The organism is Acidimicrobiales bacterium (assembly GCA_035536915.1).
Taxonomy (GTDB): domain Bacteria; phylum Actinomycetota; class Acidimicrobiia; order Acidimicrobiales; family JAHWLA01; genus JAHWLA01.
Genome location: DATLNE010000016.1, coordinates 15,593 through 29,130, shown reverse-complemented (window position 1 = coordinate 29,130; position 13,538 = coordinate 15,593). Strand labels below are relative to the sequence as shown.

Here is a 13,538-nt window from a genome sequence, read left to right as displayed (position 1 = left end):
CGACGGGTTCACGTGGGAGTCCACCGACCTCGACGAGACGGCGGCCAAGGGCCGTCACGCCTGGGACGTGGCCGCGGCGAAACTGGCGTCGGGCCACTTCGACCTGCTGATCCTCGACGAGCTCACGTACGCAGTGAAGTACGGCTGGGTCGACGTGGCCGACGGCGTCGAGGGCGTGCGCGGGCGGGCGGCGCACACCAACGTCGTCATCACCGGCCGGGACGCGCCCGAGGAGCTGGTCGGACTGGCCGACACGGTCACCGAGATGCGCAAGGTCAAGCACGCCTACGACCAGGGCATCAAGGCCAAGAAGGGCATCGAGTACTGACCCTCGGGGGGCGCCGCCCCCCGACTGCCTGGACGCAGCGCGCTATTGACATTCGGCGGTAGAGTCGGGGGCGTGGGGGAGCCGATCGAGCTGAGCAAACGCGAGGCATGGGCCGTCCAGTGCATGGACCGCCAACTGGTCGTCATGGACGACCTGGCCGCCCGCGCCGCGCGCCGCTCAGTACTCGATGCCCTTCTTGGCGCCGATGCCCTGGTCGTAGGCGTGCTTGACCTTGCGCATCTCGGTTACCGTGTCGGCCACCTCGACCAGCTCGTCGGCCGCGTCGCGCCCGGTCATCACCACCGACGTCTTCGGCGCCCGGTTGCGGATGGCGTCGGCCACCTCGTCCACCGGCACCCACCCGTACTTCACGGCGTAGGTGAGCTCGTCGAGGATGAGCAGGTCGTAGTCGCCCGAGGCCAGCTTCTCGGCCGCCACCGCCCAGGCGTGCTGGCCCTTGGCCATCGTCTCGTCGAGGTCGGTGGATTCCCACGTGAAGCCGTCACCAAGGGTGTGCCACTCGATGTCGAGGTGCTCGGCCAGCTTGCGCTCGCCGGTCTTCCACTTGCCGCCCTTGATGAACTGGACGACGCCGACCTTCCAGCCCCGAGCCCACCCCCGCGTCATCACGCCGAAGGCGGCCGACGACTTGCCCTTCCCGTGTCCGGTGTTGAGCAGGACGAGCGACTGCGGGCGAGGCATGGCCGCAGGGTATCCGTGCGGCGCGTGGCGAATACGAAGTCGGGAGAGGGGGGCATGCCGATGCACACAATCCGACAGCGGGCCGGCCTTGCCGCTGTCGTGGCCGTTCTCGTCGCTGTCGCCGGCACGCCGTCGTACAGCGCCTACCGATACGACGCCCCCGGGTGGCACGAGGCCCCGGAAGTCGTCATCCCATGGGACGAAGCCTCGACGACGCCGACTGCCGTGTTCGAGGAAGACAACGAGGTCATCACACGACGAGTGGAGATACGCCCCGCCACACCGGTCGTCGGCGAGACGGTCACGGCCCGACTCACGGCGACAGACGCGCTCGGCAAGAGCTACTCCGGGCACATTCACATCGGTGAGAGGCGAGGCGGCCAGTCGAACATGACCTGCGCACGAGGACCCACCCGCCCCGACGCACCGCCGACTTCGCAGCCTTCGCCCAAGACGACGACAAACGTCACGCAGTTCACCATCGAGGCTCCCGGCCGTCACCGCGTCGTCGGCCGGTTCGAGGCATTTACCTGCACGCAGCGTTACGAAGCGACGGCAAACGGTTGGATCGACGTGGTCGCAGGGCCGATCGCGCCGAACCTACGGCACACCCCTCGCGCCACCGTCCAAGAGGTCGTGAACACCCAGCCCGGCGGCTACATCGGCCGCATGTTCAGAGTCGAGGCGTTCGACCATGACGGCTACCTCGGTCACGTGACGTTCGACTGGGGCGACGGGAAGCCCACAACGATGGTGACAGCAAACCCGCGCCAGGACTGCAGCAGCCCGATGCGCCACCTGCCGCGCGGCGAGGAGTACCCGCACTCGCTGGAGATGCACCACCAGTTCGTGGGGTCGGGACGATTCGTCGTGCGAGCGGCCGTCACCACCACCGCCTGCGACGGCCGCCATCCCCAGACAGCGCACGCGGAGTGGGTTGTCGAGATGCCGTAGAGTGACGGCCGTAGCGCAGGGAACCCGGTGCGAGTCCGGGGCTGTCCCGCAACTGTCACCGAGGAGCAACTCCCACCGATGGCCACGGCCCGAAAGGGCGGGAAGGCCGGGGGGCGCCGCGATCCGGGAGCCAGGAAACCTGCCTGCCCGAGACGGCTCGGACAACGCGAGGACGTATGGACTTCCAGATTCGTGTGCGGCGCGAAGGGTCGGTCGACCTTCCCGCCCTGGTATGGCGTTTCCCTGCGGTGATGCGGGCCATCGCCACCGCGCCCCACGGCGGCGGCATCGGCACCCGTCGCTGGGTGCTCAACGCCCAGGTGCCTGCCAAGTACGCCCGCCGCGACCCTGACCACCACCTAGGCAAGATCGGCGTCTCGTTGGGCCTGCCGGGCCGCGGCGTGGGCCTGCTGACGGCAGCCGACGTGCGCTCGTTCACCACAGGCTCCGACGGCGGCGTCGCCGTGCAGGCGACGCTTGGCCTCGGCCACCCGATCCGCGCCGCCGCACCCGACGAGGCCGGCCGCATGCCGATGGTCGGCACCATCAACATCGTGGTGTCGCTGCCCGAGCGGCTCAGCGACGCCGCCTTGGTCAATGCCGTGGCCACGGCCACCGAGGCCAAGACCCAGGCGCTGTGGGACGCCGGCATCGCCGGCACCGGTACCGCCACCGACGCCCTGTGCATCGTGTGCCCCGAAGAAGGGCGTCCGCACGACTTCGGCGGCCCTCGCTCGGTGTGGGGCGCACGCCTCGCCCGCGCCGTGCACGCCGCCGTCCTGGCGGGCGCCACCCGGTGATCACGCTCGTGCTCGGCGGTGCCCGGTCGGGCAAGTCGGCGGTGGCCGAAGCTCTCGCCGCTCGCCTCGGCGACGACGTCACCTACGTGGCGACCGGTGCCGCGGCCGACGACCCCGACATGGGCGCCCGCATCGCCGCCCACCAGGCGCGCCGTCCCGCCACATGGTCGACGGTCGAAGCGGGCGCCGATCTGGCCGACGTGCTGCGCTCGTTGCCAGGGCCCGTGCTCCTCGATGCGCTGGGCACGTGGGTGGCTGGGGCCGAAGGCTTTGCCGTCGACGGTGGCGAGCTGTGCGCCGCGCTGCGCACCCGCCAGGGCGTCACCGTCGTCGTGTCAGAAGAAGTCGGGCTCGGCGTGCACCCCTCGACCGAGGTCGGTCGCCGCTTCCGCGATGCCTTGGGCACGTTGAACCAGGCGGTCGCCGCTATCGCCGACGACGTGTTGTTCGTCGTGGCCGGTCGGGTGCTTCCCTTGGAGCGCCCGTGAACGGCGCACGCCGCGCCGTCGCCTTCCTGACGCCGTTCGGGGGCGCCGCAGACCCCGCTCGGGACGCGGTGATGTGGTTCCCCACGGTGGGCGTGGTGCTCGGCCTGGCGCTGGGTGGCGTGTGGTGGCTGGCCGCCGAAGCGTGGTCGCCGTTGGTGGCCGCCGCCTTGGTCGTCGTGGCCGACCTGGGCGTGACCGGGCTGCTCCACGCCGACGGCTTGGTCGACAGCGCCGACGGGCTGTTGCCCCACCTCGATCGCCACCGCCGCCTCGAGGTCATGGCGGCACCGGATGCCGGCGCCTTCGGCGTGTGGGTGGCCGTCGCCGTGTTCGCCCTGCGCTGGGGCGCCCTGGCCACGCTCAACCCCGCGCCCTTCCTGCTCGCCGGGCTGTGGTGCGCGTCGCGCACGGCCATGGCGGTGACGATGACGCGAGTTCCGTACGCCCGGCCCGCGGGCGGCCTGGCCACCGCGTTCGGACCCGGAGGCAACGAGCCCGTGATCGCCCTCGGGCTGCCCGCCGCACTGTTGTTGGCCGCCGGCTGGCGGCCGATCATCGGCCCGCTCGCAGTCCTGTGGGCCCTGGCCGCGGCCGCGGGCGTCGTCCTGCTCGCCCGCCGACGGCTGGGCGGCTTCACCGGTGACGTGTTGGGCGCGGCCGGCTTGGTCGGCGAAACCGTCGGCCTCGTCGTGGCGGCGGCCCGATGGTGAGCCGCGGCCGGGCCGTGGCCTTGGGCCTGGTGGCCGACATGGTGCTCGGGGAGCCGCCCGTGCGGCCGCACCCCGTCGCCCTGTTCGGGCGGACGGTGCGCGCCGTGGAACACCGCCTCTACCGCGACACCCGTGCGGCAGGGGCGCGCCATGCAGCAGTCGGGGTCGGCATCGGCGCGGCGGCAGGAGTGGTCGTGCGCTCCACGGCCCTGGCCACGTACGTCGCCGTCGCGGGCCGGGCCCTGTGGCAGGCGGCCGACGCTGTCGCCGTCGCCCTCGACGCCGACGACCTCGACGAAGCGCGCCGGCTCCTCCCCGCACTGGTGGGACGCGACCCCGCAGGCCTCGACGCCAAGGACATCGCTCGCGCCGCCGTCGAGTCGGTGGCGGAGAACACCGTCGACGCCGTGGTGGCGCCCGCCCTGTGGGCCATGGCCGCAGGTGCTCCCGGCGCCTTTGCCCATCGAGCGACCAACACGTTGGACGCCATCGTCGGCCATCGTTCGCCGCGCTACGCCCGCTTCGGGTGGGCGTCGGCCCGCCTCGACGACGCCGCCGCTTTCGTGCCGGCGCGCGCCACCGCCTTCCTCGTGGCAGCAGTGCGACCACGGGCCGCCGTTTCCGTCGTGCAGGCCGTGCGTCGCGACGCACCGCACCATCCGTCGCCCAACGCCGGGGTTGCCGAGGCCGCGTTCGCCGCCGCCCTTGGGCTCCGACTCGGCGGAGAATCGCGGTACGGCGAGCGGGTGGAGCTGCGACCGCCGATGGGCGACGGGCGACCTCCCGAGCCGCACGACATCGGCCGCGCCATCCGCCTGTCGCAACACGTGACGGCGGCGTTGGCCGCGGGATTGGCGGTGCGGTCGTGATCAGCGAACACGGGGGCAACGCCCGCGCCGTGGCGCAAGCGCTCGGGCTCGACCCCGACGACGTGCTCGACCTGTCGGCCAGCCTCAACCCGGTGGCGCCCGATCCCACCCGGATCGTCGCCCGCCACCTCGACGCCCTCAGCCGCTACCCCGACCCCACGCGCGCCACCGCAGCGCTGGCCGACGCCATGGACGTGGAGGTCGACCGGCTGCTGCTCACCAACGGCGGCGCCGAAGCCATCGCCTTGGTGGCCGCCGACGTGCACGCCGGATGGGCCGACGAGTGCGACTTCGCCCTGTACCGGCGGTACCTCCCCGTGCTCGATCCCACCGGCGCCCGCTTCCGGTCCAACCCGCACAACCCCACGGGCCGACTGGCCGACGCAGAGCAACGCGCCGACGTGTGGGACGAGGCCTTCTACCCGTTGGCCACCGGCCGGTGGACCCGCGGCGATGCCGACGCTGTCGTCATCGGCTCGTTGACCAAGCTGCTCGCGTGCCCTGGCTTGCGCGTCGGCTACGTGCTCGCCGACGCCGCCACGATCGAGCGTCTCCGTCAGCGCCAACCGCAGTGGTCGGCGAACGGCTTGGTGTGCGCCGCCCTTCCCGACCTGCTCGACACCGTCGACCTGCTTGTGAGCGCGCGTGCCGTCGCCACGCTGCGAGCGCAATTGCTCGCCTTGCTGACGGACCACGGCCTCGACCCACTGCCCTCCGACGCCAACTACGTCGTGTGCAACGACGTCTACGCCGAGCTGGTGAAGCACGGCATTGTCGTGCGCGACTGCACGGCGTTCGGCCTGCCCGACCGGGTGCGCATCGCCGTGCCCGACGAGCACGGCCTGGCCCGCCTGGCGGAGGCACTCTCGTGACCGGCGGGCTGATGGTGTGCGGCACGACCAGCGACGCGGGCAAGAGCTCGGTCGTCACTGCGCTGTGTCGCCTACTCGCCCGACGCGGCGTGAAGGTGGCGCCGTTCAAGGCCCAGAACATGGCGCTCAACTCCTACGTGACGCCGAGCGGCCATGAGATCGGCCGGGCCCAAGGAGTGCAGGCGCTGGCCGCGGGCATCGAGCCGGAAGCGGCCATGAACCCGATCCTGCTGAAGCCGACCGGCGAGCGGACGAGCCAGGTCGTCGTGCTCGGCAGGCCGCTGGCCCACATGAGCGCTGTCGAGTACCACGAGCACAAGCCGCAGCTGCTGCAGACCGTGCTCGACTCACTCGACGACCTGCGCCGACGGTTCGACGTGGTGATCGTCGAGGGCGCAGGCAGTCCCACCGAGATCAACCTCCTCGACCACGACATCGTGAACCTGCGCCTGGCCCACGAGGCCGACCTGCCCGCCATCGTGGTCGGCGACATCGACCGGGGCGGCGTGTTCGCCGCGCTCTACGGGACGGTGGCCTTGCTGCCCGACCACTACCGCGCTCGCGTCAAGGGCTTCGTCATCAACAAGTTCCGCGGCGACCCGGCGCTGCTCGGTGACGGCCTGGCCGAGTTGGAACGGCACTGCGGCGTGCCCACCTTGGGCGTCGTCCCTTACGTACACGACGTCGCCCTCGACGCCGAAGACTCGTTGTCGTTGTCGGGCCGCCGGCCGCGGCCGCTGGGCGAGGCCAAGGGCGACAGCCTCGACATCGCTGCCGTCCGACTGCCTCGCATCTCCAACTTCACCGACCTCGATGCACTCTCCATCGAACCCGGCGTCGGCGTTCGCTTGGTCGACGACGCCGCCGCCCTCGGCGAGCCCGACCTCGTCGTGCTGCCCGGCAGCAAGGCGACCGTCGCCGACCTCGACTGGCTGCGAGGACGGGGCCTCGACCGTGCCATCGACCGCCTCCGTCGTCGGGGCACGTTGGTGCTAGGCGTCTGCGGGGGCTACCAGATGCTCGGCCGCCGCCTGCACGACGACGTGGAGTCGGGACGAGGAACGGTCGACGGCCTCGGGTGGCTCGACGTGGAGACCACCTTCGCTCCCGACAAGATCACCCGCCAGCGCCGCGGGCACGCCATGGGCGCTCGCGTCACCGGCTACGAGATCCACCACGGGATCGTCACCCGCGGCGCACGTTCTGCCGGCTGGCTGCACCTCGACGACGTGTACGGCAGCGAGGACGAGGGCGCCGTCGACCTGGAGGACGCGTCGGTGCTGGGCACCTCGCTGCACGGCGTCTTCGAGGACGACGGGTTCCGGGCTGTGTTCCTCACCGAGGTCGGGCGTCGGCGCGACAAGTCGTTCGTGCCCGCAGGCGTGTCGTTCGCCAAGGCCCGCGAGGCGCAGTTCGACCGCTTGGCCGACGTGCTCGAAGCCGCCCTCGACCTCGACGCCCTCGATCGCATCATCTCGGAAGGCTGCCTCCGCTCGTGATCCTGTTCCTGACCAACGCCGACACCGAGATCTTGGCCCTGCGCTCGGTGATCGAAGGGCTGCCCGAAGGCTTTCCTCGGGTACGGGCCGCCAACCCGTCGCACCTCGCCGCTGCGCCCTCGATCGAGGGAGTCCAAGCGGTGTTGGTGCGACTGCTCGGTGGCCGCCGCGCCTGGGAAGAGCAGTTCGACGACCTGCGACAGGCATGCGTCGCCCGCAACGTGCCGCTGCTGGCCTTCGGCGGCGAAGCGGCGCCCGATGCCGAGCTCACGGCATTGAGTACGGCGGTGCCTGCCGCCGTCACCCAGGCCTTTGCCTACCTGGCCGCGGGCGGGCTCGACAACATCGAGCAGTTGCTCCGCTTCGTGGCCGGGTTGCCAGCGGCGCCGCCGGTCGAGGTGCCTGCCACCGGGGTGTTCGGCAGCCCGTCGTACGACCCTTCCCGCCCCACCGTTGGCGTCGTCTTCTACCGCGCGCACCTGCTCAGCGGGAACACGCAGTTCGTCACCGACCTGTGCGACGGCATCGAAGCCGCCGGGGCCAACGCCCGCCCCGTCTACTGCTACTCGCTTCGCGACGGTATCGACCTCGAGCTGCTGCGGGGCTGCGACGCCGTGGTCACCACCGTGCTCGCCGCAGGCTCCGCCGACGGCGACGACTGGGACCCCGGCGCCATGGCGCACTTGGGCGTGCCCGTGGTGCAGGCCGTCGCAGCCACGCAGCCGTCCGCTGCCTGGGAGGCGAGCGACAGCGGCCTGACCCCGATCGACGTGGCCATGGCCGTCGCCATCCCCGAGTTCGACGGGCGCATCGTGACCGTGCCGTTCTCGTTCAAGGAGACGGTCGACGACGGCGACGACCTCGGCGCGCCGGTCACCGCCTACCGCACCCGGCCCGACCGCGTGGCCAGGGTGGCGGGCATCGCCACACGCTTGGCTCGGCTGGGCCATGTGCCGGTCGACGAGCGGCGAGTCGCCGTGGTGCTTTCGGCCTACCCGACCAAGCGCAGTCGGATCGGCAACGCCGTCGCCCTCGACACCCCCGCCTCCGTGGTGGCGTTGCTCCACGCGCTGCGTGACGCCGGGTACCGCGTCGACCGGGTGCCCGACGACGGTGACGCCCTCATGGCCGAGCTCATCGACGCCTTTTCCTACGAGAAGGAGACGCTCACCACCGAACAACTCCGGCGGGCGCCGGGCCGGTGGGCGGCATCGCAGTACGCAGAATGGTTTGCCTCGCTCGATCTCACTATCCGAGATGAGTTGCTCATCTCACATGGTGAGACACCGGGACGGGCGTACGTGCACGAGGGCGAGTTCGTCTTCCCGGGGCTCGACCTCGGAGGGGTGCTCGTCACCGTGCAACCGCCGCGCGGCTTCGGTGACGACCCCATCGCCGTGTACCACTCCCCCGACCTGCCGCCGACGCACCACTACCTCGCCTTCTACCGGTGGTTGGAGCGGGGGTGGGGCGCGCACGCCGTCGTGCACGCGGGCAAGCACGGCACCTTGGAATGGCTGCCCGGCAAGGGCGTGGGCCTGTCGGCTACGTGCTACCCCGACATCGCCTTGGGCGACCTGCCGCTGGTCTACCCGTTCGTGGTCAACGACCCGGGCGAGGGCACGCAGGCCAAACGACGGGCGCATGCGGTGGTGATCGACCACCTGCTCCCTCCCATGACGCGGGCGGAGACCTACGACGACCTGGCTCGCCTGGAGTCGTTGCTCGACGAGTACGCCCAGGTGGCCTCCCTCGATCCCGCCAAGCTCCCGGCCATCCGGGCCAAGGTGTGGGACCTCCTGGTGCAAGCGGAACTGCACCGTGACCTAGGCCTCGACGAGGCACCCGACGGCGACGCCTTCGACGACCTGCTGCTGCACGTCGACGGCTACCTGTGCGAGCTGAAAGACGCTCGCATCCGGGGCGGGCTGCACACCCTCGGTCGAGCGCCGGAGGGCGAAGGCGAGCTCGACTTGGTCCTGGCGATGACCCGACTGCCGCAGGGCAGTGTGCCCGCGCTGCGACGGCCCACCGACGGCACCTTGCGCGATACCGACGCCGCCGAAGCGGAGGCCAGAGCCGCACTGGCCGACGTGCAAACCGCGGGGTGGCAGTACGACGGCGAGCACCCGACGTTGCGGTGGGTGTGCGAACGCCTGGTCCCGGCGTTGCACCGCACGTCCGACGAGATCGACAACACGTTGGCGGCCCTCGACGGTCGCTTCGTCCCCTCGGGACCGAGCGGCGCGCCCACCCGCGGCATGGCGCACGTCCTACCGACGGGGCGGAACTTCTACTCCGTCGACCCCAAGGCACTGCCGTCACAACTGGCATGGGACGTGGGGTGCAAGCTGGCCGACGCGCTCGTCGAGCGGCACCTCGCAGAAGAGGGGCGCTACCCGGAGACGGTCGGCCTGGTGGTGTGGGGCACGGCGGCCATGCGCACGGCGGGCGACGACGTCGCCGAGGCACTCGCCCTGCTCGGCGTCCGTCCCGTGTGGGCGGCGGAGTCGGGCCGGGTCACCGGGTTGGAACTGATCGCCGACGAGGAGTTGGGGCGCCCCCGCATCGACGTCACCCTGCGCATCTCCGGGTTCTTCCGCGACGCCTTCCCCCACCTCATCCAACTGCTCGACGACGCCTTCCGGCTGGCGGGCTTCGACGACGACCCCCGCATCTTCGGGGCCAAGCCCGGTGCGTACGGCTCGGGCATCCTGCCGTTGCTGGAGTCGCGCCAGTGGAGCGACGACGCCGACCTGGCCGCCGTGTACGAGACGTGGAGCGGCTATTCGTACGGCCGCTCGGGCATGGGCGTGCCCGCCGTCGAAGCCATGCGCCGACGCTTCACCGCCATCGAGGTGGCGGTCAAGAACCAGGACAACCGCGAGCACGACATCTTCGACTCCGACGACTACCTGCAGGACCACGGCGGCATGATCGCCACCATCCGGGCCTTGCGCGGCGGTGTCGAGCCCAAGGCGTGGTTCGGCGACTCCGCCGATCCCGCGCAGCCCAAGGTCCGCAGCCTGGCCGAAGAAGCGGCGCGCGTCGTGCGCACCCGGGTGCTCAACCCCAAGTGGATCGGCGCCATGCAGCAGCACGGTTACAAGGGCGCCTTCGAGTTGGCCGCCACCGTCGACTACCTCTTCGGCTACGACGCCACCGCCCACGTGGTGGAGGACTGGATGTACGAGCGGGTCACCGAGGCCTACGTGGCCGACCCCGGCGTGCGGAAGTTCCTCGAGCAATCGAACCCGTGGGCGCTGCGGTCGATGGCCGAGCGGCTGTTGGAAGCCAACGAGCGCGGGCTGTGGGATGCATCCGAGCGAGCGCTGTCGACGTTGCGCGCCGCGCTGCTCGAGGCCGAGGGTTGGGAGGAGATGCGATGAGGTTCCCGTTCCACGACGTGGTCGGGCAGGAGGACGTGAAGCTGGCCCTGCTCCTGGCCGCCGTCGACCCGGCCATCGGCGGCGTCCTCCTGCGGGGCGAGAAAGGCAGCGCCAAGTCGACCCTCGCTCGCGGCCTGGCGGGCCTGCTGGCCGACGACGCCCCCTTCGTGGAGTTGCCGGTGGGCGCAACCGAGGACCGCGTCGTCGGCGCCCTCGACATCGAAGCGGCGCTGACCCAGGGCGAGCACCGCTTCCGCCCCGGTTTGCTGGCCGCGGCCCACGGCGGCGTGCTCTACGTCGACGAGGTCAACCTCCTGCCCGACCACTTGGTCGACGTGCTGCTCGACGTGGCTGTGTCGGGCGTCAACCGGGTGGAGCGCGACGGCATCTCCCACAGCCACCCGAGCCGCTTCGTGCTCATCGGGTCGATGAACCCCGAAGAGGGCGACCTGCGCCCGCAGTTGCTCGACCGCTTCGGCCTCGCCGTCGACGTCACTGCTCCGACCGACCCGGCCGAGCGGGCCGAGATCGTGCGGCGCCGCCTTGCCTTCGACCGCGGTGAAACAAACGAGGGCGACGGCGGCGAGCTGCGGCGCCGTCTGCGCGACACCCGTTCCGGCCGCGTCCCCGACGACCTCATCGACACCGTCACCCGCCTCTGCGTCAGCGTCGGCGCCGAAGGGCTGCGGGCCGACCTCGTCATCTGCCGGGCCGCGGCGGCGCTGGCGGGCTGGGAAGGACGCTCGGAAGCGACGGTCGACGATGTGCGCCGGGTGGCGCCCCTCGCCCTGGCCCACCGCCGGCGCCGGTCGCCCCTCGACGACGCAGGCATCGACCAGCAAGAGATCGACGACGCGCTGCAGGAACCCGACGACACCGAAGCCCGCAACGACGAGGAACGAGTGGCTGCACCCGACGACCCGCCCCCGTCGGTCGTGCGCCTCAGCGCGGCGAGGCACAACGCACTGAGCGAGAGCGCGGGTCGACGTTCGACCGTCGAAGGGCCACGCGGCCGCCTGGTCGACACCCGCGCTCCCGACGGCATCGTCACGGCGGTCGCCGTCGCCGCCACCGCACAGGCCGCCGCTGTGCGCCGCGCCCTCGACCCCGACGACGAAGCACGGCTCCGGCGTGCCGACCTGCGCGAGGCGGTGCGCGAGCAGCGGGCGGGCAACCTCATCGTGCTGGCCGTCGATGCCTCAGGCTCGATGGGCGCGGAGCGGCGCATGGAGGCGGTGAAGGGCGCCGTCGTCGGCCTGCTCCTCGACGCCTACCAACGGCGCGACCGCGTGGCGCTGGTGTCGTTCCGCGGCGACGACGCCGCAGTGGCGTTGCGCCCCACCAGCAGTGTCGAAGTGGCGCGGGCTCGCTTGGCCGAGCTGCCCACCGGCGGTCGCACGCCGCTGGCCGCCGGCCTCCTCGCCGCCCTCGACCTGGCGACAACGGCGACCGCTCGCGACAGCGCGCACCGCCCGCTGGTCGTGCTCGTCAGCGACGGCCGTGCCACCGCCGCGCCCGACGGCACCGACCCCGTCGAGGCCGCCCACCAGGCTGCCCTCGCCGTGCGGCGACGCAACATCGACGCCGTGGTGCTCGACGCCGAGGACGGCCACACCCGCCTCGGCTTGGCCCGCGACCTCGCCGCGACCATGAACGCCCGTTACCTCCCACTGGCGCAGCTCACCGCCGCCGCCGTGGAGACTGCCATCCGGGAGGCCGTGCAATGACCAGCCGCTTCGACGCCGCCGTCGCCCGCATCACCCCGCTCGACCCGGCCGCCGCCGCAGCAGCCGCCGCCCACCACGACCGCCTGACCAAGCCCCGTGGCGCCCTCGGCCGGCTGGAAGCGGCGGGCGTGCAACTGGCCGCCATCGCAGGCACCAGCCCGCCGCCGATGCCGAGCCCCGCCACCGTCGTCGTGTTCGCGGGCGACCACGGCGTGGTGGCCGAGGGCGTCACCCCGTGGCCGTCGGAAGTGACGGCGCAGATGGTGGCGAACTTCTGCGCCGGTGGCGCCGCCGTCAACGTCCTCGCCCGACAAGCCGGCGTGCAGGTCGTGGTGGTCGACGTGGGGGTGGCGTCCGACATCGCCGCCACTGCCGACAACCTGTGGCGGCACAACGTGCGCCGCGGCACTCGCAACCTGGCCCACGAACCCGCCATGACGGTCGAGGAAACGCGCGCCGCCCTCGACGTCGGCGTCGAGGTGGCCGAGCGCTGCGTCGCCGACGGCGCTCGCTGCCTGCTCACCGGCGACATGGGCATCGGCAACACCACGCCGTCGGCCGCCCTCATCGCCGCCTTCACCGGCCGCCCCGCAGCCGACGTCACGGGACGGGGCACCGGCATCGACGACGCCACCCTCGCCCACAAGGCCGGCGTGATCGACGACGCTCTGGCGCGCCTCGATCCCGGCGCGCCACCAGTCGAGGTCCTCGCCGCCGTCGGCGGCCTGGAGATCGCCGCCTTAGCCGGCTTTGTGGTCGGTGGCGTGGCCGCGCGGGTGCCGGTGGTGGTCGACGGCGTCATCGCCGCCGCCGCTCTCGTCGTGGCCGACGCCCTCGCTCCTGGCGTCAGCCGCCACTGCTTCGCAGGCCACCGCTCGAGCGAGCCGGGCGCGACTGTGGCCCTTGCCCACCTCGGCTTGGAGCCGTTGCTCGACCTCGGCCTCCGGCTAGGCGAGGGAACCGGCGCAGTCCTGGCGCTGCCGCTCCTGCAGGCGGCCGCCGCCGTCCTGCGGGAGATGGCCACCTTCGACGGCGCAGGCGTGACCGAACACGATGCGTCGGTCGGCCCCATACATACGTCCGTGACAGGCAACGACTGACCGCGTACTATCGAAAACGGCTCGGGAACTCGCCTCAGCGTTCCCCTCTGCAAGTGGGATTCTGCAAAGGGAGAACCATGGCGATCACCGAGGGAAGTCG

12 protein-coding genes and 1 riboswitch are annotated in these 13,538 nt (G+C 71.9%); of the genes, 11 read left to right on the top strand and 1 reads right to left on the bottom strand.

Annotated features, from left to right (window positions below):
* A partial coding sequence (locus VM938_04855; protein HVF74356.1) for a cob(I)yrinic acid a,c-diamide adenosyltransferase occupies nt 1–328 on the top strand: 328 nt, incomplete at its 5' end.
* Nucleotides 329–505: 177 nt separating this feature from the next.
* Here VM938_04855 and cobO read toward each other — a convergent pair.
* Nucleotides 506–1,030, bottom strand: a complete 525-nt coding sequence (gene cobO, locus VM938_04850) for a cob(I)yrinic acid a,c-diamide adenosyltransferase (protein ID HVF74355.1) — start codon at nt 1,028–1,030, stop codon at nt 506–508.
* A 60-nt stretch (nt 1,031–1,090) separates the two neighbouring features.
* On the opposite strand from cobO, the gene VM938_04845 reads away from it, so the two are divergent.
* From VM938_04845 to cobT, 10 genes are all read left to right on the top strand, one after another.
* A complete protein-coding gene (locus VM938_04845) occupies nt 1,091–1,984 on the top strand; it encodes a hypothetical protein (protein HVF74354.1) in 894 nt (297 codons plus the stop codon).
* Nucleotides 1,966–2,146: riboswitch (cobalamin riboswitch) on the top strand. It overlaps the preceding gene by 19 nt.
* 14 nt (nt 2,147–2,160) lie before the next feature.
* The gene (locus tag VM938_04840) at nt 2,161–2,784 is read left to right on the top strand and encodes an adenosylcobinamide amidohydrolase (GenBank protein ID HVF74353.1); all 624 of its coding nucleotides are present in this window, start codon (nt 2,161–2,163) and stop codon (nt 2,782–2,784) included.
* The gene (locus VM938_04835) at nt 2,781–3,272 is read left to right on the top strand and encodes a bifunctional adenosylcobinamide kinase/adenosylcobinamide-phosphate guanylyltransferase (protein HVF74352.1); all 492 of its coding nucleotides are present in this window, start codon (nt 2,781–2,783) and stop codon (nt 3,270–3,272) included. The genes VM938_04840 and VM938_04835 overlap by 4 nt, the downstream gene beginning before the upstream one ends.
* Nucleotides 3,269–3,982 carry an adenosylcobinamide-GDP ribazoletransferase gene (locus VM938_04830; GenBank protein ID HVF74351.1) on the top strand — a complete coding sequence of 238 codons (714 nt, stop codon included), beginning with the start codon at nt 3,269–3,271 and terminating at the stop codon, nt 3,980–3,982. Before VM938_04835 ends, VM938_04830 begins: the two co-directional genes overlap by 4 nt.
* The gene (locus tag VM938_04825) at nt 3,979–4,851 is read left to right on the top strand and encodes a CobD/CbiB family cobalamin biosynthesis protein (protein ID HVF74350.1); all 873 of its coding nucleotides are present in this window, start codon (nt 3,979–3,981) and stop codon (nt 4,849–4,851) included. Before VM938_04830 ends, VM938_04825 begins: the two co-directional genes overlap by 4 nt.
* The gene (locus VM938_04820; protein HVF74349.1) at nt 4,848–5,723 is read left to right on the top strand and encodes an aminotransferase class I/II-fold pyridoxal phosphate-dependent enzyme; all 876 of its coding nucleotides are present in this window, start codon (nt 4,848–4,850) and stop codon (nt 5,721–5,723) included. The genes VM938_04825 and VM938_04820 overlap by 4 nt, the downstream gene beginning before the upstream one ends.
* Nucleotides 5,720–7,222, top strand: a complete 1,503-nt coding sequence (locus VM938_04815) for a cobyric acid synthase (GenBank protein ID HVF74348.1) — start codon at nt 5,720–5,722, stop codon at nt 7,220–7,222. Before VM938_04820 ends, VM938_04815 begins: the two co-directional genes overlap by 4 nt.
* Complete coding sequence (locus VM938_04810) at nt 7,219–10,611, top strand: cobaltochelatase subunit CobN (GenBank protein HVF74347.1); 3,393 nt, start codon at nt 7,219–7,221, stop codon at nt 10,609–10,611. The genes VM938_04815 and VM938_04810 overlap by 4 nt, the downstream gene beginning before the upstream one ends.
* Entirely contained in the window at nt 10,608–12,338 is a 1,731-nt protein-coding gene (locus tag VM938_04805; GenBank protein HVF74346.1) for an AAA family ATPase, read from the top strand. Before VM938_04810 ends, VM938_04805 begins: the two co-directional genes overlap by 4 nt.
* Nucleotides 12,335–13,438, top strand: a complete 1,104-nt coding sequence (gene cobT, locus VM938_04800; protein HVF74345.1) for a nicotinate-nucleotide--dimethylbenzimidazole phosphoribosyltransferase — start codon at nt 12,335–12,337, stop codon at nt 13,436–13,438. Before VM938_04805 ends, cobT begins: the two co-directional genes overlap by 4 nt.
* Nucleotides 13,439–13,538 lie beyond the last annotated feature (100 nt).

Coding starts and splice junctions, on each gene's coding strand:
- VM938_04845 (HVF74354.1), top strand. CDS start 1,091: ATGCACACAATCCGACAGCGGGCCGGCCTTGCCGCTGTCGTGGCCGTT.
- VM938_04840 (HVF74353.1), top strand. CDS start 2,161: ATGGACTTCCAGATTCGTGTGCGGCGCGAAGGGTCGGTCGACCTTCCC.
- cobT (HVF74345.1), top strand. CDS start 12,335: ATGACCAGCCGCTTCGACGCCGCCGTCGCCCGCATCACCCCGCTCGAC.
- cobO (HVF74355.1), bottom strand. CDS start 1,030: ATGCCTCGCCCGCAGTCGCTCGTCCTGCTCAACACCGGACACGGGAAG.
- VM938_04805 (HVF74346.1), top strand. CDS start 10,608: ATGAGGTTCCCGTTCCACGACGTGGTCGGGCAGGAGGACGTGAAGCTG.